Origin of the sequence: Klebsiella sp. 2-CIP_Kleb. (genome assembly GCF_050378715.1) — a bacterium.
In the GTDB taxonomy this organism is placed as follows: Bacteria; Pseudomonadota; Gammaproteobacteria; order Enterobacterales; family Enterobacteriaceae; genus Klebsiella; species Klebsiella quasipneumoniae.
In genome coordinates, this window is sequence record NZ_JBNRLG010000002.1 from 16,085 (window position 1) to 39,954 (window position 23,870).

Sequence of the window (23,870 nt, forward strand, 5' to 3'; positions counted from 1 at the left end):
CACATAAAATCAAAAGGGCGGGGGATAACGCTGCCTGCTGCTTCTCGCTTCGGCGGCTATCCGGTACACTGCCAGGGTTATTCCACTCATACTGAAGGATTATCCTCATGTACCAGGATCTTATTCGTAACGAACTGAACGAAGCCGCGGAAACGCTGGCTAACTTTCTGCAGGACGAAGCCAATATCCATGCTATCCAGCGTGCCGCTGTCCTGCTGGCGGATAGCTTTAAGGCGGGTGGTAAAGTGCTGTCCTGCGGTAACGGCGGTTCCCATTGCGATGCGATGCATTTTGCGGAAGAGCTGACCGGACGTTATCGCGAAAACCGCCCGGGTTATCCGGCCATTGCGATCTCCGACGTCAGCCATCTCTCCTGCGTGAGCAATGATTTTGGCTATGAGTATGTATTCTCCCGCTACGTTGAATCCGTCGGCCGCGCGGGCGATGTGCTGCTTGGCATCTCCACCTCCGGCAACTCCGGCAACGTTATCAAGGCCATAGAAGCCGCGCGGGTGCAGGGGATGAAAGTGATCACCCTGACCGGTAAAGACGGCGGTAAGATGGCCGGGAGCGCCGATGTTGAAATTCGCGTGCCGCACTTTGGCTACGCCGACCGCATTCAGGAGATCCACATCAAAGTGATCCATATCCTGATTATGCTGATCGAAAAAGAGATGGCGAAAGGCTAACAGGCAGGTGAGTGTGTACTGTTGACGGCGGCCTCGCTTTGGCGCCGTCGTGATTTGTGATGGTGAGGTGATCTATGTGCGAACTGCTCGGGATGAGCGCCAATGTGCCAACAGATATCTGTTTTAGCTTTACCGGGCTGGTACAGCGCGGAGGCGGGACGGGGCCGCATAAAGACGGCTGGGGCATCACCTTCTATGAAGGCAAAGGCTGTCGCACATTCAAAGATCCGCAGCCGAGCTTTCAGTCGCCGATCGCGAAACTGGTCCAGGATTACCCGATTAAGTCCTGTTCCGTCGTCGCGCATATCCGTCAGGCCAACCGCGGGATGGTGGCCCTGGAGAATACGCATCCGTTCACCCGCGAGCTGTGGGGGCGCAACTGGACCTACGCGCACAACGGGCAGCTCAAAGGCTATAAATCGCTGAAAACCGGCAATTTCCACCCGGTAGGTGAAACCGACAGTGAAAAGGCCTTCTGCTGGCTGCTGCACCGCTTAACCGAGCGCTACCCGCGTACGCCGGGCAATATGCTGGGCGTATTTAAGTATATCGCCACCCTGGCGGGGGAGCTGCGTGAGAAAGGGGTGTTCAACATGCTGCTGTCGGACGGACGCTATGTGATGGCGTTCTGCTCGACCAACCTGCACTGGATCACCCGGCGGGCGCCGTTCGGCGTGGCAAAACTGCTGGACCAGGATGTGGAGATCGACTTTCAACGCGAGACCACACCCAACGATGTGGTCACGGTTATCGCCACGCAGCCGCTGACGGCCAATGAGACCTGGCATAAGATCATGCCAGGCGAGTGGGCGTTATTTTGTCTCGGGGAGCGTATAGTTTGAGGCCAGCTGCGGCTGGACAACCTCGTGGCTGAGCGGCTTGCTCACCACATAGCGGCCGTCGGTCACTGATACGATCGGCGGTTTGTGGGTCTGCTGGAAATAATCATAGCCAGGCTTTAGCTGTTTCCAGAAATCCGCATAGTAGGAGTATTTGTGGCGTTCCATATTGGCGTTGGTCATGCGGAACGGATAGATACTCACCTGCACGCTTGGCTGACCGAAGACTAAGGCGCCGGTCACGAACTGGAAGATCTCATCGATCCCGCGGTCGGTCATGGCGTAGCAGCCGATAGAGACGCAGTCGCCGTGGATCATCAGGTATTTCCCTTCATAACCATGGGCGCGATCGTAGGCGTTCGGGAAGCCGATATTAATCGCTTTATAGAAGCGGCTGTCGGGTTTGAGCTGGCTGCGGGTGACGTTATAGAACCCTTCCGGGCTCTTGAAATCGCCCTGGCGCTGTTTCGGGCCCAGGCCACCGGAGTAGTTGCAGATCCGATAGCTGTCGAGGAGCTGGTAGGTCTCACCCATTTTGACGTAAAGGTCGAGCATGCGCTCTTCTTTAAAGATCTCAATGTAAACCGGTGAACCCATTAATTGCTGCTTATATTCTTTGCTAACCGGCGTCGTCGGGCTGTTGCTGCTGAGCAGCCCGGCAAATGACACGCACGGCAGCAGAAGCATCGCAATAAATAATGCGATTTTGCGCATACTGCTTGTTCCTTGATAAAACAAAATAGCCACATTGCCAGGACGGCAAGAGAGACCCGAAATCAGAGTTTTCTGGATTTAGAGCGCTCACATTAGCATCACGGCATTTTTTCGCAAGGGCGACGTGGCGGTGTTTACAATTCCGCCTCACTTTATACCCTGACGGCGACGAAAACACAGTGAGAACTTTGCGCAATAGCTCGCATTTTAGAAGCACTTATCGCCCCTTGCGCTACAGCCGCCGCTCACGAAATGTTACACTTGCGCCGGTTCATCACCAGAGTAAGAAAGGATGCTTCTCTTCCGTCCTGAGCGCTACTGGCGCCGTTTTGCCCTTTCTTCTCTACCATTCTGTCAATAAGCTGGCCCCGGCGTGCGTCGGGGTTGAGGTTACGGATACCTGCTAACGATATGATTAAAATCACGAAAGGGCTGGATTTGCCCATAGCTGGCATGCCATTACAGCAGATTTCTTCCGCGCCAGCGGTGAAGCGCGTCGCGCTACTCGGCGAAGAGTACGTCGGCATGCGTCCCGCCATGGCGGTCAAAGAAGGCGATCGGGTCAAAAAAGGTCAGATCCTGTTCGAAGATAAAAAGATCCCCGGCGTCTGCTTTACCGCCCCGGCGAGCGGGGTCGTCAGCGCGATCCACCGCGGTGAACGGCGCGTGTTGCAGTCGGTGGTGATTGATATCGAGGGCAATGACGCGGTGGCGTTTACCCGTTACGCCGCGGACGCGCTGGCTGAACTGCCGCGCGACACCGTGCAGCAGCAGCTGTTGGCGTCGGGCCTGTGGACGGCGCTGCGCACCCGGCCATTCAGTAAAACACCGCGCCCGGGCAGCGTGCCGGCTGCTATCTTTGTTAACGCCATGGATACCAATCCGCTGGCGGCGGAGCCGCAGCCGATTATTCTGGCCGAACGGGCCGCTTTCGACGCCGGCCTTACCGTGCTGACGCGTCTGACCGACGGGAAAGTCCACGTCAGCCAGCCCAGCGGCGGCAAGCTGGGCGGTCATCCAGCCGGCCAGGTCTGTTTTAACCAGTTCACCGGGCCGCACCCGGCGGGGCTGCCGGGAACGCATATTCACTTTCTGGAGCCGGTGAGCCTGAATAAGCAGGTCTGGCACCTCAATTATCAGGACGCGATCGCCATTGGTAAGCTTTTCCTTGAAGGTGAGTTGAACTGCGAGCGGGTGATTGCGCTCGGCGGCCCGCAGGTGAAGTCGCCGCGGCTGGTTAAAACGACGCTCGGCGCCAGCCTGGACGATCTGCTGGCTGGCGAGCTACAGGAGGGGGAAAACCGCGTCATTTCCGGCTCGGTACTTAGCGGTACCCGCGCCCACGGCCCCCACGCCTTCCTCGGGCGTTTCCATCTGCAGGTGAGCGTGGTTCGCGAAGGTCGGGAAAAAGAGCTGTTTGGCTGGGTGATGCCGGGCAAAGAGAAGTTCTCGATTACCCGCACTACGCTAGGCCATTTCTTCAAGCGCAAGCGCTTTCATTTCTCCACCGATACCCACGGCGGCGAGCGGGCGATGGTGCCGATCGGCAACTACGAACGGGTGATGCCGCTGGATATCCTGCCGACCATACTGCTGCGCGATCTGCTGGCCGGGGACACCGACAGCGCTCAGGCGCTGGGCTGTCTGGAGCTGGATGAAGAAGATCTGGCGCTCTGCACCTACGTCTGCCCCGGGAAGTATGAATATGGCCCGGCGCTGCGCAGCGTATTAACCCGGATTGAGCAGGAAGGATAAGAGATGGGCTTAAAGCATCTGATTGAAAAACTTGAGCCGCATTTCACGCACGGCGGCAAGCTGGAAAAATATTACCCGCTGTATGAGGCGGCGGCGACCATCTTCTACACTCCAGGCCAGGTCACCCGCGGCGCGGCGCACGTGCGCGACGCCATCGACCTCAAGCGGATGATGATCCTCGTGTGGTTTGCCGTATTCCCGGCAATGTTCTGGGGCATGTACAACGTTGGGCTGCAGACCATTCCGGCGCTGCATAAGCTTTACGGCGCCGAACAACTGCAGCAGGCGATCGCCAACAACTGGCACTACAGCGTCGCCCAGTGGTTAGGGGTGAGCTTCAGCGCCGACGCCGGCTGGCTGAGCATGATGACCTTAGGCGCGGTCTTCTTCCTGCCTATCTATATCACCGTCTTTATCGTCGGCGGCTTCTGGGAAGTGCTGTTCGCTATCGTGCGTAAACATGAGATCAACGAAGGCTTCTTTGTCACCTCGATTCTGTTTGCGCTGATCGTCCCGCCCACGCTGCCGCTGTGGCAGGCGGCGCTGGGGATCTCCTTCGGGGTGGTGATCGCTAAGGAGATTTTCGGCGGCACCGGGCGCAACTTCCTCAACCCGGCGCTGGCGGGGCGCGCGTTCCTGTTCTTCGCCTATCCGGCGCAGATCTCCGGCGACCTGGTGTGGACGGCAGCGGACGGTTTCTCCGGCGCGACGCCGCTCTCTCAGTGGGCCAGCGGCGGCGGTGAAGCGCTGGTGAACGTCGCTACCGGCATCCCGGTGAGCTGGATGGACGCCTTCCTCGGCAATATTCCGGGCTCGATTGGCGAAGTTTCAACGCTGATGATCCTGATCGGCGGCGCGATCATCCTCTTTAGCCGCGTCGCGTCCTGGCGCATCGTCGCCGGGGTAATGATCGGCATGATCGCCACCGCCACCCTGTTTAACGTTATCGGCTCCGACACTAACCCGATGTTCGCTATGCCATGGTACTGGCATCTGGTGCTCGGCGGCTTTGCCTTCGGCATGATGTTTATGGCGACGGACCCGGTATCCGCCTCGTTTACTGATAAAGGGAAATGGAGTTACGGCGTGCTGATCGGCGTGATGTGCGTGCTGATCCGCGTGGTGAACCCGGCTTATCCGGAAGGGATGATGCTGGCGATCCTCTTCGCCAACCTCTTCGCACCGCTGTTCGACTACCTGGTGGTGCAGGCCAATATTAAGCGGAGGAAGTCGCGTGGCTGAGAAGAAAAGTAACGATAGCATCGGCAAAACGCTGCTGGTGGTGCTGGTGCTTTGTCTGGTCTGCTCCATTGTAGTAGCGGGCTCGGCCGTGGGGCTGAAATCCCGCCAGCAGGCGCAACGGGCGCTGGATAAGCAGCGTAATATCCTGGCGGTGTCCGGCCTGATGCAGCCCGGCATGGATGCTGATGCGGTCGCCGACACCTTCGCGGCGCGCATTTCGCCGCGACTGGTGAATCTGGCGACCGGTGAGCTGCTGGAGAAAGACCCGGCAAAATTCAATCAGGCCCAGGCGCTGAAGGATCCGCAACAGAGTATGGTGCTGGACGCCAGCCAGGATCCGGCCGGGATAAAACGCCGCAGCAACCTGGCGGAAATCTACCTGGTGCGTGACGCGCAGCAGAAGATTGAGCAGGTGGTGTTGCCCATTTATGGCAATGGCCTGTGGTCGATGATGTACGCCTTCGTAGCGCTGGACGTCGATGGCCGCACGGTGAAAGGCATTACCTACTATGACCAGGGGGAGACCCCGGGGCTGGGCGGCGAAGTGGAGAACCCGAACTGGCGCCAGCAGTTTGTCGGCAAGCAGGTGCTGGATGACAACGGCATGCCGGCGCTGAGAGTGGTCAAAGGCGGCGCGCGCGCTGGTGACCTGCATGCGGTTGATGGCTTATCGGGCGCCACGCTGACGTCAAATGGCGTACAGCACAGCTTCGATTTCTGGATGGGTGAACTGGGCTTTGGTCCGTTCCTGAAAAAGGTGCGTGAAGGAGGGCTGAACAATGGCTGAACAGAGCGATATGAAAGAGGTGAAGCGCGTGCTGGTGGGCCCGCTCATTGCCAATAACCCCATCGCCCTGCAGGTGCTGGGCGTCTGTTCCGCGCTGGCGGTCACCACTAAACTGGAAACCGCCTTCGTGATGACCATTGCGGTAACCCTGGTGACGGCGTTCTCCAGCATGTTTATCTCGATGATCCGCCACCACATTCCCAACAGCGTGCGCATCATCGTGCAGATGGCGATCATCGCCTCGCTGGTTATCGTGGTGGATCAGCTACTGCGGGCTTTCGCCTATGAGACTTCCAAGCAGCTGTCGGTATTCGTCGGGCTTATCATCACCAACTGCATCGTGATGGGCCGCGCCGAAGCTTACGCCATGAAGTCGCCGCCGCTGGCCAGCTTTATGGACGGTATCGGCAACGGTCTCGGCTACGGCGCGATCCTGATTATCGTCGGCTTCCTGCGCGAGCTTATCGGCAGCGGCAAGCTGTTCGGTATCACGGTGCTGGAGACGGTGCAGAACGGGGGCTGGTATCAGCCGAACGGCCTGTTCCTGCTGGCGCCGAGCGCGTTCTTCATTATCGGTTTACTGATTTGGGCTCTGCGTAGCTGGAAGCCTGAACAGCAGGAAAAGGAGTAATCGATGATGGCTCATTACATTAGCCTGTTTGTCCGCGCGGTGTTCGTTGAAAACATGGCGCTGGCCTTCTTCCTCGGGATGTGTACCTTCCTCGCGGTGTCGAAAAAGGTCTCCACCGCCTTTGGCCTCGGCGTTGCGGTGACGGTGGTGCTGGGTCTTGCCGTACCGATCAACAACCTGGTGTATAACCTGGTGCTGCGCGACGGCGCGCTGGTGGAAGGGGTGGACCTCAGCTTCCTGAACTTCATCACCTTTATCGGGGTGATCGCCGCGCTGGTGCAGATCCTCGAGATGATCCTCGATAAGTACTTCCCGGCGCTATACAACGCGCTGGGGATCTTCCTGCCACTGATTGCAGTTAACTGCGCGATTTTTGGCGGTGTGTCGTTCATGGTGCAGCGTGATTACAACTTCCCGGAATCCATCGTCTACGGCTTCGGCTCCGGCATCGGCTGGATGCTGGCGATTGTGGCGATGGCGGGGATCCGCGAAAAGATGAAGTACGCCAACGTGCCTGCCGGCTTGCGCGGGTTAGGGATCACCTTTATCACCACCGGGTTGATGGCGCTGGGCTTTATGTCCTTCTCCGGCGTGCAGCTATAAGGGCGAATAAGTATGGAAATTATTCTTGGCGTCGTGATGTTCACGCTGATTGTGCTGGTGCTATCGGGGCTTATCCTGGCAGCGCGCTCAAAGCTGGTGAACGCGGGCGACGTGGTTATTGAGATCAATAACGAAGCGGATAAGCAGATCCGTACCCCGGCGGGGGATAAGCTGCTGAACACGCTGTCGAGCAACGGGATTTTTGTCTCCTCCGCCTGCGGCGGCGGCGGCTCCTGCGGCCAGTGTCGGGTGACTATCAAAGAGGGCGGCGGCGATATCCTGCCGACCGAGCTTTCGCATATTACCAAACGTGAAGCAAAAGCCGGCTGCCGTCTGGCTTGCCAGGTCGCGGTGAAGCAGAACATGAAGATTGAGCTACCGGAGGAAATCTTCGGTGTGAAAAAATGGGAGTGCGAAGTTATCTCCAATGATAACAAAGCCACTTTCATTAAAGAGCTCAAGCTGCGGATCCCGGAGGGGGAGGTGGTGCCGTTCCGCGCGGGGGGCTATATTCAGATCGAATGCCCGCCGCATAAAGTGGCCTATGCTGACTTCGATGTTCCGGATGAATACCGCTCGGACTGGGACAAGTTCAACCTGTTCCGCTACGTCTCTGAGGTGAAAGAGCCGACCCTGCGCGCCTACTCGATGGCTAACTATCCGGAAGAGAAGGGTATCATTATGCTCAACGTGCGCATTGCGACGCCGCCGCCGAAGGTGCCGGATGCCCCGCCGGGGATCATGTCGTCCTATATCTGGTCGCTGAAGCCGGGCGATAAGGTGACGATTTCCGGGCCGTTCGGCGAGTTCTTTGCCAAAGAAACCGACGCCGAGATGGTGTTTATCGGCGGCGGCGCCGGGATGGCGCCGATGCGTTCGCATATTTTCGACCAGCTCAAGCGCCTGCACAGCACACGCAAAATCAGCTTCTGGTACGGAGCGCGCTCGCTGCGCGAGATGTTCTACGATGATGAGTTTGAACAGCTGGCGCGGGATAACCCGAACTTTACCTTCCACGTCGCGCTCTCCGATCCGCTGCCGGAAGATAATTGGACGGGGCATACCGGCTTTATCCATAACGTTCTGTACGAGAACTATCTGCGCGATCACCCGGCGCCGGAAGACTGCGAGTTCTACATGTGCGGGCCGCCGGTAATGAATGCCGCGGTGATTAAGATGCTGAAGGATCTGGGCGTCGAGGACGAGAATATTCTGCTCGACGACTTTGGAGGCTGACGATGCTGACGGTGTTTGTCGCAACCTTTGTGATTTTTGCGTTGGTGATCCTCGGGATGTCGCTGGGCTACCTGGTGAAGCGCAAGAGCATTCAGGGCAGCTGCGGGGGGATCTCCTCGCTGGGGCTGGAGAAAGTCTGCGACTGTCCTGAGCCCTGCGACGCGCGTAAGAAACGTCTCGCCCGCGAGGCGCAGCGCCAGCAGCGGCGTATTTTGTAATCTTTGGCCATTTTGGCCCGGAGGCGCTGCGCTTGCCGGGCCTGCTGCTTCGGTTTTGTAGGCCGGGTCAGGAGCAGCCGCCACCCGGCATAAAGCGGCTCCGTGCCCGGTGGCGCTGCGCTTGCCGGGTCTGCTGCTTCGGTTTTGTAGGCCGGGTAAGGCGCCAGCCGCCACCCGGCAACAACATGCCAGCAATGTGAGGCCGCTTTCGCGGCCTTTTTTCTCCCTTTGCGCCCTTACTGCCAGCTTTTCGCCTGCGCCGGGGAATCAACCATCACGCCGTCAGCGCCCAGCGCCTTCGCCGTGCGGTAATCTTCCGCACTGTTGATGCCGAAGAAGATAATGTGCGCTTTGCCCTGCGAGCGGAAGCAATCCATCGCCTCTTTATCCCAGGTGAGCGTCGCCGGGGAGATCCCTTCTCCAAGGGTGAATTTCTCCACCACCTCTACCTTGCGCTTCAGCTCCAGCCCATACCACTGTTCGCCTTCGCGCTGGCTGGCAGGTTGGCACTGATGGCTGAGCGAAATACTGGCGAGCCTGGTGCGGGTTTCGCTACGGGTGACGAAGCGGGGAATAGCCGGCGGCAGCGCGGCGATATAGCGGTCTTCGGTGGAATAGACCCGTACGCGATTGAGGCTGTGCGTGGCTTTTAACACCGCAAGCAGGCGCTCGCCCATCACGGTCGGGTCGGCATCAGGAGATTTAATGTCGATGTAGAAGAACGTGTGCGGCCATTGCTGCAAAACGGCTTGCAGCGTGGGAATGGTGGCCAGCTTGCCACGCCAGGGGTGGCTGTCATCACCCCATTTCCAGCCGGCATCGACTTTCGCCAGCTCGGCGGCGGTCAAACTGGAAACTTTGCCCTCGCTATTGGTCAATGCGGAAAGATCGCTTGACCGGTAGAGCACCGGCACGCCGTCGCGGCTTAACTGCACGGTGACCCAGATGGCCTCAGCGTTATTCTCCAGCGCCAGCTTGATCGCTGGCAGGGTATTTTCCGGCGCATCGCCGGTGCCGCCGCGGTGGGCAATCAGCTGTGGGGCTGCCCAGGCGCCGGCGGTGGCCAGCAGGCAAAGTGCGGTAAGTATTTTCTTCATGATTACACCTTCCAGATTCATTGGTTAACTTTATGAAAATAAACATAATTCATTGCATTTTTATGTTTTGACCGCTTTTTTAGCCGATGAAATAAAAAAAGCATCAAATTCGCAGCGAGTTTTGCTATGCTGTATGGGTATACAGTGTTGAGTCTGACGATGCGTAAAATTATCCATGTCGATATGGACTGTTTCTTTGCGGCGGTGGAGATGCGCGACAACCCGGCGTTGCGCGATATCCCCCTCGCAATAGGCGGCAGTCGGGTACAGCGTGGCGTGATTAGTACCGCGAACTATCCTGCGCGCAAGTTTGGCGTGCGCAGCGCTATGCCGACGGCGACAGCGCTCAAGCTGTGCCCGCATCTCACACTGCTTCCCGGCCGCTTCGATGCCTACAAAGAAGCCTCGAACCATATCCGCGAAATTTTCTCCCGCTACACCTCGCGCATTGAGCCGCTGTCGCTGGATGAAGCCTATCTTGACGTCAGCGACAGCGTGCATTGTCACGGGTCGGCCACCCTGATAGCCCAGGAGATCCGCGAAACCATTGAACGGGAGCTGCGCCTCACCGCCTCGGCGGGGGTCGCGCCGGTAAAGTTTCTTGCCAAAATCGCCTCTGACATGAATAAACCCAACGGCCAGTTCGTTATCGCTCCCCATCAGGTGGCTGAGTTTGTGCGGGCGCTGCCGCTGGCGAAAATACCCGGCGTCGGGAAGGTATCGGCAGCGAAGCTGGAAAATATGGGCCTGCGTACCTGTGGCGATGTGCAGAACAGCGATCTGGCCATGCTGCTTAAGCGCTTCGGTAAATTTGGCCGTATTTTGTGGGAGCGCAGCCACGGGATTGATGAGCGGGAAATCCATAACGACCGCCAGCGCAAGTCGGTGGGCGTGGAGCGCACCCTGGCGGAAGATATTCACGAATGGCCGGAGTGCGAAGCGATAATCGAAAACCTCTACCCGGAGCTGGAGCGCCGGCTGGCGAAGGTTAAACCGGACCTGCTGATCGCCCGTCAGGGGATTAAACTGAAATTCAATGACTTCCAGCTGACCACCCAGGAACACGTCTGGCCGCGGCTGAACAAAGCGGATCTGATTGCCACCGCGCACAAGGCCTGGGATGAGCGCCGTGGCGGACGTGGCGTGCGTCTGGTTGGGCTCCACGTAACGCTGCTCGATCCGCAGCTGGAAAGGCAGCTTTTATTAGGGATTTAACCATGCACATTCGCCCTTACCACGACAGCGATTTACCACTGCTCTGCCAGATCTTTCTGCGCGCGGTGCGGGAAACGGCCAGCCGGGACTATACCCCGGCGCAGATTGCGGCCTGGGCGCAGGTGGATGAGACGCGATGGCGGCAAAAGCTGGCTGATTCAATCGGGCTGGTGGCGGAAGTAGAGCATCAACTGGTTGGCTTTATCACCGTCATCGGGACGCATATCGATTTGCTCTTCGTCTCGCCGGATCATGGCCGGCAGGGTATCGGCGGCGCGCTTATCGAGGCGCTCTGCGCTCAGTATCCTGCGCAAATCCTGACGGTGGACGCCAGCATTACCGCAAAGCCCTGTTTTACGGCTCATGGTTTTAAGGTGGTGGCTGAGCAGCGGGTGGCGGCGCGCGGAGAGTGGTTTATTAACTACCGGATGGAAAGCGCGGGTCGCTAAGGTGAGGCGGATGAAAAACCGGCAGCGGACTGCCGCCGGTGGTAGTGCTTATTTAGCCGGAATGGCTTTCAGCAGCTCGGTCAGCAGCGTCCAGTACTGGCCGACGCTTTCGATATGTACCTGTTCATCCGGAGAGTGCGGACCGGTAATGGTCGGCCCGATGGAGACCATGTCCATTTCCGGATACGGTTTTTTGAACAGGCCGCATTCCAGACCGGCGTGGATGATCTGGATGTTCGGCGTCTTGTTGAACAGACGCTGATAGGTCTCGCGCACCAGGTGCATCACTGGCGAATTGGCGTCCGGCTGCCAGCCCGGGTAAGCGCCTTTGGCTTCGGTTTTCGCCCCCGCCAGTTTACCCAGAGAATCCAGCATGCTGACCACGTAGTCTTTGCCGCTGTCGATCAGCGAGCGGATCAGGCAGTGGATCTGTACGTTGTCATCGGTCATGGTGACGACGCCGACGTTCAGCGAAGTTTCCACTACGCCTTTCGCCACGTCAGAGTTGCGGATAACCCCGTTCGGCGTGGCGTTCAGCAGACGGATGAAAGTGTCGCGGGAAGCCTGAGTCAGCGCCGCTTTGTCGTTATCGACCGCTTCCACGAGCACCACCAGGTTCTTCTCTTTGGCCTCCAGCTCGTTTTTCAGCAGCGCCTGGTAAGTATTCACCAGCGCTTTCAGCGCATCGGCTTTATCCGCGGCGACGGCGACAGTAGCGTAAGCTTCACGCGGGATGGCGTTGCGCAACGTGCCGCCGTTGAAATCGACCAGACGCAGATCCAGCTCATCGGCGTGGCCGGCGAGGAAGCGCGACAGCAGCTTGTTGGCGTTACCCAGACCAAGGTGAATATCACCGCCGGAGTGGCCGCCTTTCAGCCCTTTTAAGGTGACTTTAAAGCTCTGGAACCCGGCCGGAATCGCTTCGCGGGTCAGCGCCAGGTTAGAGGTGAAATCGATCCCGCCGGCGCAACCCATGTAGATTTCGCCTTCTTCTTCGGAGTCGGTGTTGATCAGGATATCGGCCTGCAGCCAGTTGGCCTGCAGACCGAAGGCACCGTCCATGCCGGCTTCTTCGGTCATGGTCAGCAGCACTTCCAGCGGGCCGTGAGCGACGCTGTCGTCGGCCAGTACCGCCAGCGCGGACGCCATCCCGATACCGTTGTCCGCGCCCAGCGTGGTGCCGCGCGCTTTCACCCATTCGCCGTCAATGTACGGCTGAATCGGATCTTTGGCGAAGTCGTGGACGGTGTCGTTATTTTTCTGCGGCACCATATCGAGGTGCGCCTGCAGCGCTACCGGCTTACGGTTTTCCATACCGGCAGTCGCGCCTTTACGAATCAGAATGTTGCCAACCTGGTCGCGTTCCGCGTGTAAGCCTTTTTCTTGTGCCCAACCCATAATGTGCTCGGCGAGCTGTTCTTCGTGATAGGACGGGTGCGGGATGGAGCAAATCTTGGCAAAAATATCCCAAAGCGGCTGCGGGGATAGTTGAGACAGTTCAGACACGGTAAGTCTCCTTACAGACTCCTGCATACAGCGGTTGCAGGACGAGGGTTAGCGTTAAAATACACAACAAGCCCGGGCTTGCGCGATGGGGTTGAGAATACCACTTTCCACCGCCGCAGGTAGTGTAAACAACGCAAAAAGCGTTGCGCAAACCGCTTAACACTGGTTTTTAGTGCGTCAGATCTCTATAATCTCGCGCAACCATTTTCCCCCTCGAACATTATTTAAGCCGTATTACACAGGCTGGGACACTTCACATGAGCGAAAAATACGTCGTCACCTGGGACATGTTGCAGATTCACGCCCGCAAACTGGCCAGCCGTCTGCTGCCGGTTGAGCAATGGAAAGGCATTATTGCCGTTAGCCGCGGCGGACTGGTACCGGGAGCGTTACTGGCGCGTGAACTGGGCATTCGTCATGTTGATACCGTATGCATCTCCAGCTACGACCATGATAACCAGCGCGAGCTGAAAGTGCTGAAACGTGCGGAAGGCGATGGCGAAGGCTTTATCGTTATCGACGATCTGGTGGATACCGGCGGGACCGCTGTGGCGATCCGCGAAATGTATCCCAAAGCGCACTTTGTCACCATTTTCGCCAAACCGGCAGGCCGTCCGCTGGTGGATGATTACGTGGTTGATATTCCGCAGGATACCTGGATTGAACAGCCGTGGGATATGGGCGTGGTGTTTGTACCGCCTATCGCAGGTCGTTAATTCTTCAGGACAGTGCTATTTACCACGCCCGGCTTGCCGGGCGTGGTTTTTTTTATCCTTTAGCAGGTTACAATATCCGGAGTGGCACTACGACGGAGACTGCACATGTCACAGGCTAACCTTAGCGAAACGCTGTTTAAACCTCGCTTCAAACATCCCGAAACCTCTACGCTGGTGCGCCGGTTTTCTGCCGGAAAACCCCAGGCGATGCAGTCAGCGCTGAGCGGCAATCACGTCGATCACTGGTACCGTCTGATCAATCGCTTAATGTGGATCTGGCGCGGCGTAACCCCGCAGGAGATCCTCGATGTGCAAGCGCGCATTGTGATGAGCGAGGCCGAACGAACCGATCCCGAGCTGTTCGATACCGTTATCGGCTATCGCGGCGGCAACTGGATTTTTGAGTGGGCGAAAGAAGCCATGCAGTGGCAGCAAAAGGCCGGGCAGGAAGCCGATCCTTTGCTGAGCGGCCGCCACTGGCTGCATGCTTCGAACCTGTACAGCATTGCCGCTTATCCGCATATCAAAGGCGATGAGCTGGCGGAACAGGCGCAGGCTTTAGCCAACCGGGCGTATGAAGAGGCCGCCCAGCGACTGCCTGGCGCCCTGCGCGAGCTGGAGTTTACTATCCCTGGCGGCTCGCCGATAACCGGCTTTTTGCATATGCCGAAAGGCGAGGGGCCGTTTCCGACGGTGCTGATGTGCGGGGGGCTGGACTCGCTGCAGACCGATTATTACAACCTGTATGAAAACTACTTCTCACCGCTCGGCATTGCCATGCTGACCATTGATATGCCCTCCATCGGCTTCTCATCAAAATGGACGCTGAATCAGGACACCAGCCTGCTGCATCAGCACGCGCTGCGCCATCTGGAAAATGTGCCGTGGATTGACCATACCCGGGTCGCCGCCTTCGGCTTCCGCTTTGGCGCCAATATCGCGGTGCGTCTCGGTTACCTGGAGCCGCAGCGGCTGAAGGCCGTAGCCTGTCTGGGGCCGGTGGTCCACGGTCTGCTGGTGGATCCCCTGCATCAGGGGCGCGTGCCGGAGATGTACCTCGACGTGCTGGCCTCGCGGCTGGGCATGCATGACGCATCCGATGAAGCGCTGCGCGTGGAGCTCAATCGCTATTCGCTCAAAACCCAGGGACTGCTGGGGCGCCGTTGCCCGACGCCGATGCTCTCCGGCTTCTGGAAGGATGATCCGTTCAGCCCTGAAGAGGAGTCGCGGTTAATCACCTCGTCATCTGCCGATGGCAAACTGCTGGAGATCCCGTTTAACCCGGTGTATCGCAATTTTGATCACGCATTGCGACAGATCGCCCGCTGGATCAATCATAGATTTGGTTAATTTATTGCTAAATTCTATTGGTTTGGTAAAACAGTTGCATCACTAAAGGAGATCGCAATGACGTTACCGAGTGGACACCTGAAAAGTAAGTTGATCAAGAAATTCACGGCGCTAGGGCCTTACATTCGCGAAGAGCAGTGCCATGACAACCGTTTCTTTTTCGATTGCCTGGCAGTTTGCGTCAATGTTAAGCCCGCGCCGGAGAAGCGTGAATTCTGGGGCTGGTGGATGGAAATGGAAGCACAAGAGTCACGTTTCACCTATAGCTACCAGTTTGGTCTGTTCAATAAAGAAGGGTCATGGCAGGCGGTCGACATTGACGACCCGGAAGTGAGCGACAGACTGGAAAAAACGCTGCGCGAGTTTCACGAGCGCGCGGCAGCGCTGCTGACCACCTTTAATCTGAAGCTGGAACCGGCCGACGATTTCAGCGAGCCGGTACGTCTGCGGGCGTAGGCTATACTCTGGTATCCGCTTCCTGTCCCGGGAAGCGGATGACTCCTCCGAACGTTACGTTGCTGTTACGGTTGACGTACCGTCATTCTTGCATTTCGCGATGAGATGACAACACCCTGAATGGCTGGCCGACCACTACCTGACCGGCGGCCAGATCTTTCGTCACCACGGTCCCCGCGCCAATTTTGACATTATCACCCAATGTTACCGGACCGATGACCACCACGTGGGCGCCGAATTCGACGTTATTGCCAATCACTGGGCTTGGTCCCTCGCGGCCTTCGCTATCCGTCAGGCTGCCAATGGTGGCTCCCTGACGCAGGATACAGTTTTCACCGATTACGGTACCTCGGTTGAGGACGATGCAGTGCGGGTGATACAGCTTCAGCCCATAGCCAATCCGCGTTTGCCAGGGTAGCTCGACGCAAAACAGGCATTCGTTAATCAGTTTATTGAGAATAACGAATGGAATGCCGAGAAGCTTGTAAAACGGATTTCGGCTGCGATACAGCGTCGCGAGGCGATAGAGTAGAATCGCGATTTTCGCCTTCATACTGCCGGTATGTTTGATCTCGCGGCGTACCTGACTGATGGCATTAGACATGAATTCTCCGTTTACTTAATGGAAAAGGTGGTCAGTTGATACCAGCCGTCGGCGGTTTTGCCTTGGTTGGCCAGCAGGAGCCGCGGCTTGCCCTGAGCATCGGTAATGGCTGTCTGCAGCGCGTAATCGCCGGCGGGCAGCGAGGTGGGTAGCGTCAGAGTGACAGTGCTTTGCATATCCCCCGGCAGCCAGCGGCGCACATCATCCTGCGTTTTTAACTGGGTAACCGTAGCGCCGGCAGCGTTGACCACGCGCCACTGTACCAGGTAGAGCAGATAGGCAGGGGCGACGCCATCATTACGCCAGGTGACATTGATCGTTAATGGATTACCTGCCTTAATCGGCGTCGCAAAGGCGAGCTTGTTGACCCGGAAACGGTAGCCGATTCGCAGCAAGGCTTTATCGACAATGTCGCGATATTCCGCCGGAATGGGTCGTGATTTCAGGTTCAAAGTGCTGGCGTGCTGCTGCAGCGCCCAGTCGAAGGTGGCCTGGACCTCTTCGCGAGTGTAGTGCTGCACGCTCTGCCATTCGCTCATGTAACCGCAGATCTCAAGGCTGACCGGCGCGCGTTTCCAGCTATCGACAAACCCCGGTGACTCAGCCTGGGCGGCGGCAAGGCGCTGTGGATAATCATCGCGCATATGGCTCCAGTCGCTGGAGAAGTTATGCCAGTCGCCCCAGCAGTCCGCCCGCCAGCCGGCGCCACGGCGGCTGGCCCATGCCAGCGAATCACCACCGCTAATCAGCATGACTTTCGGCGTTTTCGGGAAGCTATCGAAATGCATATCAACATAGCGATTGAGCTGATCCGGCGTGTATTTCTCCATTAACGGCGGAATATCGCTAAAGTTGGAATTGTGCCATTCGCCCCAGGATCCGACGATACCGATATCGATGAAGGCCAGCTCAGGATTGCCGTCGTAACGCTGACCAAGGGCTTTCAGCAGCCTCTGCGCATAGGTGATAAAAGTTGGATCGCTGAGATCCGGCACGAAGGTTTTGCCGTCGGCTACCCACTGGCCTTTGATCCCTTTGGCGATCAGCCAGTCGGGAATTTTCGATCCCGTTTGCGGATCGTCGAGCACCATCACCCTCAAACCAACGTTCATTGCTGGCTGATGGTTGGCGGCGACGCTAAAGGCGTTATCGATCAGATCGAAATTGTAGACCCCTTCCTGTGGCTCAAGCTCGCTCCAGTAGAAGCGATCGTACTCAAAACCGGTATCGGGGTACTCGGCTCGGGTCGGTTTTTCACCATAGCCATTATGAAAGCTGGCGACGCCGATGCCCGGATTGATCAACAGACCATCGAAGGGGGGCGGCGTGATGACCATGGTTTGCGCACTCACGGACGCTGTCGAAAAAGCGCTGATCAGCAGCAGAGCGCGAACCCAGGGGGCTCTACGCAGAGATGATATCGCCATACTCATTTCACTTTGTCATGTGGTCATGAAGACTAACAAACCACGTCCAGATACCGACGTGGAAATTCTTAAACACATCAATGCCTAATGCTGATTTCAGCATATAGAGCGCCAGCAGGATCGACAGCAGGCCAAACACCACGCCAAGCGTAATCAGCAGGGTCGCGAAGATGCGCCCGAACAGGGTGCTCTCGCGCGAGACTTTGCGCAGATCCCGACCAAAAAGAAACACCACGAAATAGCGGCGATGCAGGAACGGAAAGCTATGGCGAAAATCGATTCGATGGCGCGACGCCAGATTGGCGCGAACCAGCGCCTGTTCGATTCCGCGTTTTTGCTCCGCGGTTAATGAGGTTTCCACCTCCTCGTCAAGCGCAGCATAGAAGCGCTCAACCACCAGTTCAGATGTAGATTTCGGCACGAGTACCCTGCTTACGTTAAGCGCTGATAGACTTGCGCGGTTTGTGCCGCAATTTCCGGCCAGCGGTACTTCGGCATAAACTGGCTGTAGTCCGCTTTTTGTCCCGCCACCCAGTGTTGCAGTTTTTGCGTCAATGCCGGAACGCTGCCGACGGGGAAGTAGTCCGCTGGCGGCAGGCCTATTTCAAGGTTGGCCGGAATATCACTCACCACCACTGGCAGCGACCACGACATGGCTTCCAGCAATGCGATTGGCAATCCTTCATGATAAGAGGGCAGCACGAATAGCCCGGCCTGCGAGAACAGCGTATGCAGCGGCGCGCCGCTGATAAAGCCGGTGAGGATGACGTTTGGCGTCGCAGCAGCCTGCTTTTTCAGGCGTTCGCTATATTCATCGGCGTGGTCGGCATCGCCAATCAGTACCAGCGGTACCGAACACCCGGCGGAGGCATAGGCGGCAACGAGATCGTGCAGCCCTTTCTCTTCGACAAAACGGGCGACGGCAACAATATACTGGCCCGGTTTTAGACCGTACTTATCGAGGATCGCCGCCTGCCGCTTAGCAGGCGGCAGTTCGACCTGGCGCACGCCGTTGTAGATAACATGGGCGTTATGTCGGCCGTGCTTGTGCTTAATCAGATTATTGATAACTTCGGAAATAACGATCACTTCATTGGCGTATTTCACCGCCCATTTTTCGCCAAGGCGCAGCATCTCTTTGGCCATCCGGCCCCATTTCTGTCGATCGTAATCCGGGCCATGATGGGTAAAAACGACGCGTTTTCCCAGCAAGCGAAGCAACGGCACCACCAGACCGGGGCCGACGGCGTGAACGTGCACCACGTTCGATCCATCAAATAAAGTACTGAACGCCGCCAGCGTAGAATGGATAATGGCCTCGAATTTACGGCTTTTCGGCGCCCACAGGCTTTTGAGTTTGACGCCCTGATATTCGCTGCGGCGGTAGTTCACATACGGCGAGCGGGCAATCACGCAGATGTCCGTGCTGCCCTGGCGATAGATTTCCGGGTATAAGTTCTGGCAATGGGTTTCGACGCCCCCCTGTACATCAGGGATCCCGCGAGTGCCTAACACCGTTACTTTGATAGTCATTTTGTCTCCCCGACAAGTTGCTGATAAAGCGCCTGCAGCACCTGCATGTGGCGGGCGAGATCATATTTTTCTTCCAGCCGCTGGCGGGCGTTAATTCCCATATTGCGGGCCAGCTCAGGGTCTGCAGCCAGTTTGTCCATTAGTTGTGCCAGCGCGTCGCTATTGCCGGGTTCAACCAGATAGCCGTCGACGCCGTCACGAATCTGTTCCGGAATGCCGCCAATATTGCCGCCGATCACCGGGCGACCAAAAGCCATGGCTTCGAGCACCGACATAGAGCAGTTTTCATAATATTCAGAGGGGACGACTACCGCGCGGGCCCCGCGAATAAGGTTATTCAGCTCCTCGCCGTGTTTCATATAGCCAAGGAACTGCGGGCCGCTGAAACGCGCGCGCAGGTCTGCGCCCAATGGGCCGTCGCCGACAATCTTAAGCGGCATCGCCTCCCGCATTTTTTGCTGCGCCTGCGCCAGCGTCGGTACGCCTTTTTCCCGGCTCAGGCGACCAATATAGAGAAAATAGTCGCCCGCGGTTTCGCCGGGTACGGTGCTGTCGGCATCAATACCGTTGACGATTACCTCAATGCGGGCATTGGGCAGCTTACGCAACAGTGTCTGGCGCATAAACTCGCTCGGGGCAATGATGCAGTCGAGCATGGCGTAATTTTTGGCGAACTTCTGCCAGTAGGCCTCCAGCGACAACAGCAGGCTTTTGAAGGTGTTGCCCTGCTGACAGCGGTGACGAAAAGCGTTGATCACCGACCCGGTAAGGCACTCTTCACAGACATGACCATCGCGCAGCATGGTGTACGAAGGACAGACGATTTTGTAATCGTGGGCGGTGAGTACCGTTTTGCAGCCAAAACGTTTCGCCACGCCGATAACGGCAGGCGTAAGCTGGTGATAGATATTATGAAAATGCACAATGTCCGGTTGCTCTCGCAGCAATAGGGTGTTGAGCTTTGCGCAGGCCTCGGCATTATAAATAAAGTCTACTCCGGCTTTGATTTTGCTCATCAGGCCGTGACTGTCGTGATAATCGACGTTATGGACGAAAAATTCCTCCCACGGCGACGGTTTATTTTCTGCGTGCTGCATACTGAAGTCGACCACCTGGTAGCCGGCTTGCAGCATCGCGTCGCGCTCCTGAAAATAAACGGTTTCCGCGCCGCCTTTGATAAAGAAGAATTTGTTAACGAAGAGAATTTTCATTTTCAGTATCAATATGCTGTGGATTCGAGACGGTCACCGCCGGGCGTTTCATCGGATCGCGCACTGAATTCATCACCCCGCGCAGCAGCCCCGCAGAAAATAGCGATAAGTTAATGGCGCTCTGCACGCCATCGCGCAGCGATTTATTTTTAATGGCCTTCAGGCCGATAAACGCCAGCAGCGGCAGCAAAGCAATGGCGATGACTTTGCCGTTAAAGGTGAGCAGGCAGACCAGTAAAACCAGAAGATAGAGAGTGAAGATCAGTTCATTACGCACAATCCGCAGCGCTGCCGGGAAATGGGCTTTCCCCCAGCAGTTACGCAGCAATTCGCCCGGAGCCCACAGGAAACCGTTCTTCCAGCGGTAGGCCAGCATTTTGAAGGTCGGCATGGTGTAAGAGGCATGGCTGAAGTAGGGCGCCGCCAGGCGATGCAGCTTGTAACCCGCCGCCTGCAAACGAATTCCCAGCTCCGCTTCTTCGTAGCCGTGCAGGTTGAGATTGGTCAGGTAGCCGATTTTCTCGATCGCTTCTCGGCGATACAGGCCGCCGCCACCCAGATGGTCGGTATCGCCTTGCGGATAGATCAGATGCAGGCGCTGCTTGCGCGATTTGAACTCGTAGTTAGAGGCATCATCCATCTCGACGCTGCCGGCGACGCCTGCGTACTCGGGATGTGTCTCCAGAAATCCGACCGCGGTATCCAGAAAGCCCGGTTCCAGCTCCATATCGCCATCCAGCAGCAGCAGATAATCGCCTTCACTATACAGCCAGCCCAGTTGGTGGCCGATACCGCAGCAGCGGTCGGCGGCGTTATCCAGGCATACCACCATCGCGCCTTTCGCGATAGCCAGTTCGCGGGTGTTATCCGTTGATAAACTGTCGGCGACGATAATTTGATGCGGATACGGTTGCAGCTGTTTGCGCACGCTATCGATCGTTTTCTCGATGCCCTGCGCTTCGTTCAGAGTCTTGATGCTGACGGTAATGGATGGCGTTTTATTCATAGTGGGTACCGGAGTTAAGACGGACAGCGCGGTGGATGACAATCAGCGCCCCAAGGGATAACCATAATAAAAACTGTAGCATGGGAATGATCATCAGGATCTGGCTGTACGGCAGGCTGAGAAGGCAGCCAATGACGAAGACATAGAATGCCGGGGCTGAGCTAAGCAGCTGGAGATCCTCAAGCTTAAGATCGTGGCGCGAAAAGGTCTCTTTAGGCCGCATCGCGACCAGTATTGAGACGATGGTGCCAATGAACAGAATGATGCCGATAATCCCCACTTCCCACAGCAGCATGCTTAGGGCGGTGGAGTCGAGGATCAGGTGATACCAGACGCCGATATAGCCCGGCGAGACGGTGCTGCCGCTGTTGGTGGCGTTAAGGCCGTAACCAAACAGCATGCCGCCCGGGCCGAATAGTTCGTTATGCTGCAGCCAGAAGAAAAGGGTGGTGAACCGTCCCAGCTCGCCGCTTGGCATAATGTAGTTGGTATCGAAAATGTATCCTAGCGAATCGATAAACACCGACAGCGCGCTTTTGGTCGGGTCGCCGCCGAAGGCCGAGGAATAGTTGGAGGCCAACACGGTAATGGCGACAAAAATTAATAGCGCCATGCCGGCGGCGATGATCAGCAGCGATCGCAGGCTAACTTTACTCACGCCACTCACGTAGCCGGGCAGGATCCACAGCAGGGCCAGCAGGAACGGTGACAGCAGAATGACGAATTTTACCTCCCCCACCACGCAGAGGAAGAAACCCAGCGCGATGTGGATCACCAGCGATTTAAATGAGCAGATGCCGTGCTTAAACTCTGACACTTTCATGAGCATGATCAGCAGACAGAACATCCCCATCGCCGCGGTGTTGCCGCCGCCCATCGGGTCGCCGCCGAAAGTGCCGACCACCGAGTCCCATTTCTCATCTTCGCCGCGAAATGCCACCCGTTTAGGCACCACGAAAATCACCTGATAGATAGCGACCGGGATCTGCACATAGTAGATCCAGTAGAAAAGCCGCGTCAGACGGTACAGCTGTGATTCACTAAACATCCCCAGCAGCATGCAAAACATCAGCAGCGAGAGCGCCAGCTCGTTTTTAAAGCCGACGATGGCGGTGACGACCCCTGACTGCAGTACCGTTGAGACCAGCCCGAGTACGATAAAGGTCAGATACAGCGCCAGTATTAGCTTTTCCCGCCCGGTGAGCGCCAGCGGCTGCGGGCGGCTCTGCATCAGGAGCAGTACCGCCATCACCAGTACCAGAAAAAATGGCAGCCACAGCACAGCCGAGATACCGGTGAAATACTGGACCGTACCGCAGAACACCAGCGTCATCAGGGCATAGGCTTCAAGATAGCGGCCGGTGTTTAGCTGCATATTTTCTGCTCCTGTAAAGAAAGCGTTTTCGCCCGCTGATTCATTTTTAGCAAAATGAATAAGTACCGCGCGAAGGTCAGGAACGAGAACGTCAACAGGGCGATTTCATAAGTGACGCCAAAGTACGGCAAGGCGATAAAGGCGATGACGATAATGAGTAACTGCTCAATCTGAATGCGCAGGAAATAGCGGCGGGAACCAAAGATCAGTTCGATCACCGTGAGCGGGCTGACCGCCAGCGCCGCGAACAGATAAGGTAGCATGTAGCGCGAGGTGGGAATCGAATTCAGCCACTCCTCACTAAAGCCAAGGCGCATTACCAGCGGATAGAAAATCCAGATGCCAAGGATGCATACCGCGGCGGCGCCCAGCAGCAGCAGGCGAACCTTTTTATATTCCGGATAGTTAAAGGTGTGGTTGCGGAAATCCATCGACCATTTAGAGAAGATGGAGTTACGCACGGCGTTGCCGATAATCATCACCGGCGACAGGCAGAAACGGCTGACCACCGAAAAGTATCCGGCGACCAGCGGCGAGAACCAGACGTTAATCAGCATTGTCGGCAGATTATTACTGGCCATCGCCAGCACCTCGGCGCTGCCGACGCGGCTGATATGCTGCCAGTGCTCGCGTAAAAAACGCAGATTCACTGCAGGTGAAAAGTGGTGCAACGTTAAGCTGCGAAAGTTGAACAGGCGAACCAGGCAGGCGACCAGCAGCAGCAGGATCCCGACCATCCACGCCAGATAAAACAGCGTAGGGTTCGGCATCACCAGCAGCGCGATGGCGACCACCAGCGACACCGCAATGCGCTGGAAGGTGAGGAAAGGATAGTTGCCGCCGCGCAGGGAAAGGTTTTCCGCCACCAGAACCAGCGCATAGCCAAAGGTGAGCAAATAGAGAAAGGCGATATTGAGGTCAAAAATGAGCCCGGTAATCACCGCCCACGGGATCGCCATCAGCAAGCTTTGCAGCAGGCAAAATACCACGTTTTGCTCCAGTTCATGATCCTCCTGGCGAGGAATCAATAGCTGCGAAGCAAAGGTACAGACCTGTGCGCCGATCAGCACATTGCTATAGATCATCGCGTAATGACCGACTTCCGCCATTCCATAACGATGCGAGATAAGCCAGACCGAAAAGGCGCCAATCAGCTGCGAAAGCACTGATGAGCTGGCGATGGATGAAATACTCTTAATCAGATTCATAGG

25 protein-coding genes are annotated in these 23,870 nt (G+C 57.0%); 14 read left to right on the plus strand and 11 right to left on the minus strand.

From position 1 onward, the window contains the following. The first annotated feature begins 107 nt into the window (after positions 1-107). Together lpcA and ACQUTP_RS08035 are read left to right on the plus strand one after the other, a co-directional pair. Entirely contained in the window at positions 108-689 is a 582-nt protein-coding gene (gene lpcA, locus ACQUTP_RS08030; RefSeq protein WP_062914647.1) for a D-sedoheptulose 7-phosphate isomerase, read from the plus strand. A gap of 74 nt (positions 690-763) precedes the next feature. Further along, a complete protein-coding gene (locus ACQUTP_RS08035; RefSeq protein ID WP_004204630.1) occupies positions 764-1,531 on the plus strand; it encodes a class II glutamine amidotransferase in 768 nt (255 codons plus the stop codon). Here the strand turns inward: ACQUTP_RS08035 and dpaA are convergent. After that, the gene (gene dpaA, locus ACQUTP_RS08040; protein ID WP_032455591.1) at positions 1,502-2,242 is read right to left on the minus strand and encodes a peptidoglycan meso-diaminopimelic acid protein amidase; all 741 of its coding nucleotides are present in this window, start codon (positions 2,240-2,242) and stop codon (positions 1,502-1,504) included. The two genes, ACQUTP_RS08035 and dpaA, sit on opposite strands and share 30 nt — an antisense overlap. Before the next feature lie 411 nt (positions 2,243-2,653). On the opposite strand from dpaA, the gene ACQUTP_RS08045 reads away from it, so the two are divergent. The 7 genes from ACQUTP_RS08045 to nqrM are packed head-to-tail and all read left to right on the plus strand — an operon-like array spanning position 2,654 to position 8,714. Beyond that, on the plus strand, positions 2,654-3,997 hold the full coding sequence (locus ACQUTP_RS08045) for a Na(+)-translocating NADH-quinone reductase subunit A (protein ID WP_048323069.1): 1,344 nt from the start codon (positions 2,654-2,656) through the stop codon (positions 3,995-3,997). A 3-nt stretch (positions 3,998-4,000) separates the two neighbouring features. After that, positions 4,001-5,239: an NADH:ubiquinone reductase (Na(+)-transporting) subunit B gene (locus tag ACQUTP_RS08050; protein ID WP_048323072.1), complete on the plus strand. Its 1,239-nt coding sequence runs from the start codon at positions 4,001-4,003 to the stop codon at positions 5,237-5,239. Then, positions 5,232-6,026: a Na(+)-translocating NADH-quinone reductase subunit C gene (locus ACQUTP_RS08055; protein WP_080847396.1), complete on the plus strand. Its 795-nt coding sequence runs from the start codon at positions 5,232-5,234 to the stop codon at positions 6,024-6,026. The genes ACQUTP_RS08050 and ACQUTP_RS08055 overlap by 8 nt, the downstream gene beginning before the upstream one ends. Then, positions 6,019-6,657, plus strand: a complete 639-nt coding sequence (locus tag ACQUTP_RS08060) for an NADH:ubiquinone reductase (Na(+)-transporting) subunit D (protein ID WP_002889716.1) — start codon at positions 6,019-6,021, stop codon at positions 6,655-6,657. The genes ACQUTP_RS08055 and ACQUTP_RS08060 overlap by 8 nt, the downstream gene beginning before the upstream one ends. Before the next feature lie 6 nt (positions 6,658-6,663). Continuing rightward, entirely contained in the window at positions 6,664-7,260 is a 597-nt protein-coding gene (nqrE, locus tag ACQUTP_RS08065) for an NADH:ubiquinone reductase (Na(+)-transporting) subunit E (RefSeq protein ID WP_004177335.1), read from the plus strand. Positions 7,261-7,272: 12 nt separating this feature from the next. After that, positions 7,273-8,496: an NADH:ubiquinone reductase (Na(+)-transporting) subunit F gene (nqrF, locus tag ACQUTP_RS08070; RefSeq protein WP_004204637.1), complete on the plus strand. Its 1,224-nt coding sequence runs from the start codon at positions 7,273-7,275 to the stop codon at positions 8,494-8,496. Between the two features lie 2 nt (positions 8,497-8,498). After that, positions 8,499-8,714: a (Na+)-NQR maturation NqrM gene (nqrM, locus tag ACQUTP_RS08075; RefSeq protein WP_004204638.1), complete on the plus strand. Its 216-nt coding sequence runs from the start codon at positions 8,499-8,501 to the stop codon at positions 8,712-8,714. A gap of 236 nt (positions 8,715-8,950) precedes the next feature. Here the strand turns inward: nqrM and ACQUTP_RS08080 are convergent, their stop codons facing one another. Beyond that, on the minus strand, positions 8,951-9,811 hold the full coding sequence (locus ACQUTP_RS08080) for a glycerophosphodiester phosphodiesterase family protein (RefSeq protein WP_042937982.1): 861 nt from the start codon (positions 9,809-9,811) through the stop codon (positions 8,951-8,953). Between the two features lie 159 nt (positions 9,812-9,970). Between ACQUTP_RS08080 and dinB the strand changes: the two genes are divergently transcribed. Both dinB and ACQUTP_RS08090 read left to right on the plus strand, forming a co-directional pair. Further along, on the plus strand, positions 9,971-11,026 hold the full coding sequence (gene dinB / locus ACQUTP_RS08085) for a DNA polymerase IV (protein WP_004204641.1): 1,056 nt from the start codon (positions 9,971-9,973) through the stop codon (positions 11,024-11,026). Between the two features lie 2 nt (positions 11,027-11,028). Continuing rightward, entirely contained in the window at positions 11,029-11,475 is a 447-nt protein-coding gene (locus tag ACQUTP_RS08090) for a GNAT family N-acetyltransferase (protein ID WP_032455593.1), read from the plus strand. 48 nt (positions 11,476-11,523) lie between these two features. Here the strand turns inward: ACQUTP_RS08090 and pepD are convergent, their stop codons facing one another. After that, positions 11,524-12,981 carry a cytosol nonspecific dipeptidase gene (pepD, locus tag ACQUTP_RS08095; protein WP_096833662.1) on the minus strand — a complete coding sequence of 486 codons (1,458 nt, stop codon included), beginning with the start codon at positions 12,979-12,981 and terminating at the stop codon, positions 11,524-11,526. A gap of 257 nt (positions 12,982-13,238) precedes the next feature. Between pepD and gpt the strand changes: the two genes are divergently transcribed. The 3 genes from gpt (at position 13,239) to crl (ending at position 15,503) form a co-directional block, all read left to right on the plus strand. Further along, positions 13,239-13,697 carry a xanthine phosphoribosyltransferase gene (gpt, locus tag ACQUTP_RS08100; protein WP_002889733.1) on the plus strand — a complete coding sequence of 153 codons (459 nt, stop codon included), beginning with the start codon at positions 13,239-13,241 and terminating at the stop codon, positions 13,695-13,697. A gap of 105 nt (positions 13,698-13,802) precedes the next feature. Next, positions 13,803-15,047 (plus strand): esterase FrsA, encoded by a 1,245-nt coding sequence (gene frsA, locus ACQUTP_RS08105; RefSeq protein WP_004204644.1) that lies wholly within the window; start codon positions 13,803-13,805, stop codon positions 15,045-15,047. A 57-nt stretch (positions 15,048-15,104) separates the two neighbouring features. Further along, positions 15,105-15,503 carry a sigma factor-binding protein Crl gene (gene crl, locus ACQUTP_RS08110; protein ID WP_002889793.1) on the plus strand — a complete coding sequence of 133 codons (399 nt, stop codon included), beginning with the start codon at positions 15,105-15,107 and terminating at the stop codon, positions 15,501-15,503. A gap of 82 nt (positions 15,504-15,585) precedes the next feature. Here the strand turns inward: crl and ACQUTP_RS08115 are convergent, their stop codons facing one another. Genes ACQUTP_RS08115 through ACQUTP_RS08150 form a run of 8 tightly spaced genes read right to left on the minus strand, consistent with a single transcriptional unit; the run spans position 15,586 to position 23,867 of the window. Continuing rightward, complete coding sequence (locus tag ACQUTP_RS08115) at positions 15,586-16,107, minus strand: serine acetyltransferase (RefSeq protein ID WP_004204645.1); 522 nt, start codon at positions 16,105-16,107, stop codon at positions 15,586-15,588. An 11-nt stretch (positions 16,108-16,118) separates the two neighbouring features. Next, a complete protein-coding gene (locus ACQUTP_RS08120; RefSeq protein WP_032426069.1) occupies positions 16,119-17,534 on the minus strand; it encodes a DUF4832 domain-containing protein in 1,416 nt (471 codons plus the stop codon). Between the two features lie 7 nt (positions 17,535-17,541). After that, positions 17,542-17,955 carry a hypothetical protein gene (locus ACQUTP_RS08125; RefSeq protein WP_023319795.1) on the minus strand — a complete coding sequence of 138 codons (414 nt, stop codon included), beginning with the start codon at positions 17,953-17,955 and terminating at the stop codon, positions 17,542-17,544. Positions 17,956-17,966: 11 nt separating this feature from the next. After that, positions 17,967-19,067 carry a glycosyltransferase family 4 protein gene (locus tag ACQUTP_RS08130; protein ID WP_004204648.1) on the minus strand — a complete coding sequence of 367 codons (1,101 nt, stop codon included), beginning with the start codon at positions 19,065-19,067 and terminating at the stop codon, positions 17,967-17,969. Further along, positions 19,064-20,278, minus strand: coding sequence for a glycosyltransferase family 4 protein (locus ACQUTP_RS08135; RefSeq protein ID WP_080847393.1), 1,215 nt, complete (start codon positions 20,276-20,278; stop codon positions 19,064-19,066). Before ACQUTP_RS08135 ends, ACQUTP_RS08130 begins: the two co-directional genes overlap by 4 nt. Then, entirely contained in the window at positions 20,259-21,284 is a 1,026-nt protein-coding gene (locus ACQUTP_RS08140) for a glycosyltransferase family 2 protein (RefSeq protein WP_004204650.1), read from the minus strand. Before ACQUTP_RS08140 ends, ACQUTP_RS08135 begins: the two co-directional genes overlap by 20 nt. Continuing rightward, positions 21,277-22,659, minus strand: coding sequence for a capsular biosynthesis protein (locus ACQUTP_RS08145; protein ID WP_080847391.1), 1,383 nt, complete (start codon positions 22,657-22,659; stop codon positions 21,277-21,279). Before ACQUTP_RS08145 ends, ACQUTP_RS08140 begins: the two co-directional genes overlap by 8 nt. Beyond that, on the minus strand, positions 22,650-23,867 hold the full coding sequence (locus ACQUTP_RS08150) for a lipopolysaccharide biosynthesis protein (RefSeq protein WP_004204652.1): 1,218 nt from the start codon (positions 23,865-23,867) through the stop codon (positions 22,650-22,652). The genes ACQUTP_RS08145 and ACQUTP_RS08150 overlap by 10 nt, the downstream gene beginning before the upstream one ends. Between the last annotated feature and the right edge of the window lie 3 nt (positions 23,868-23,870).

Coding starts and splice junctions, on each gene's coding strand:
- ACQUTP_RS08050 (WP_048323072.1), top strand. CDS start 4,001: ATGGGCTTAAAGCATCTGATTGAAAAACTTGAGCCGCATTTCACGCAC.
- ACQUTP_RS08045 (WP_048323069.1), top strand. CDS start 2,654: ATGATTAAAATCACGAAAGGGCTGGATTTGCCCATAGCTGGCATGCCA.
- nqrF (WP_004204637.1), top strand. CDS start 7,273: ATGGAAATTATTCTTGGCGTCGTGATGTTCACGCTGATTGTGCTGGTG.
- ACQUTP_RS08135 (WP_080847393.1), bottom strand. CDS start 20,278: ATGAAAATTCTCTTCGTTAACAAATTCTTCTTTATCAAAGGCGGCGCG.
- ACQUTP_RS08150 (WP_004204652.1), bottom strand. CDS start 23,867: ATGAATCTGATTAAGAGTATTTCATCCATCGCCAGCTCATCAGTGCTT.
- crl (WP_002889793.1), top strand. CDS start 15,105: ATGACGTTACCGAGTGGACACCTGAAAAGTAAGTTGATCAAGAAATTC.
- nqrE (WP_004177335.1), top strand. CDS start 6,664: ATGGCTCATTACATTAGCCTGTTTGTCCGCGCGGTGTTCGTTGAAAAC.
- ACQUTP_RS08080 (WP_042937982.1), bottom strand. CDS start 9,811: ATGAAGAAAATACTTACCGCACTTTGCCTGCTGGCCACCGCCGGCGCC.
- ACQUTP_RS08140 (WP_004204650.1), bottom strand. CDS start 21,284: ATGAATAAAACGCCATCCATTACCGTCAGCATCAAGACTCTGAACGAA.
- ACQUTP_RS08120 (WP_032426069.1), bottom strand. CDS start 17,534: ATGGCGATATCATCTCTGCGTAGAGCCCCCTGGGTTCGCGCTCTGCTG.
- dinB (WP_004204641.1), top strand. CDS start 9,971: ATGCGTAAAATTATCCATGTCGATATGGACTGTTTCTTTGCGGCGGTG.
- nqrM (WP_004204638.1), top strand. CDS start 8,499: ATGCTGACGGTGTTTGTCGCAACCTTTGTGATTTTTGCGTTGGTGATC.
- lpcA (WP_062914647.1), top strand. CDS start 108: ATGTACCAGGATCTTATTCGTAACGAACTGAACGAAGCCGCGGAAACG.
- ACQUTP_RS08060 (WP_002889716.1), top strand. CDS start 6,019: ATGGCTGAACAGAGCGATATGAAAGAGGTGAAGCGCGTGCTGGTGGGC.
- ACQUTP_RS08145 (WP_080847391.1), bottom strand. CDS start 22,659: ATGCAGCTAAACACCGGCCGCTATCTTGAAGCCTATGCCCTGATGACG.
- ACQUTP_RS08130 (WP_004204648.1), bottom strand. CDS start 19,067: ATGACTATCAAAGTAACGGTGTTAGGCACTCGCGGGATCCCTGATGTA.
- ACQUTP_RS08035 (WP_004204630.1), top strand. CDS start 764: ATGTGCGAACTGCTCGGGATGAGCGCCAATGTGCCAACAGATATCTGT.
- frsA (WP_004204644.1), top strand. CDS start 13,803: ATGTCACAGGCTAACCTTAGCGAAACGCTGTTTAAACCTCGCTTCAAA.
- ACQUTP_RS08090 (WP_032455593.1), top strand. CDS start 11,029: ATGCACATTCGCCCTTACCACGACAGCGATTTACCACTGCTCTGCCAG.
- dpaA (WP_032455591.1), bottom strand. CDS start 2,242: ATGCGCAAAATCGCATTATTTATTGCGATGCTTCTGCTGCCGTGCGTG.
- ACQUTP_RS08115 (WP_004204645.1), bottom strand. CDS start 16,107: ATGTCTAATGCCATCAGTCAGGTACGCCGCGAGATCAAACATACCGGC.
- gpt (WP_002889733.1), top strand. CDS start 13,239: ATGAGCGAAAAATACGTCGTCACCTGGGACATGTTGCAGATTCACGCC.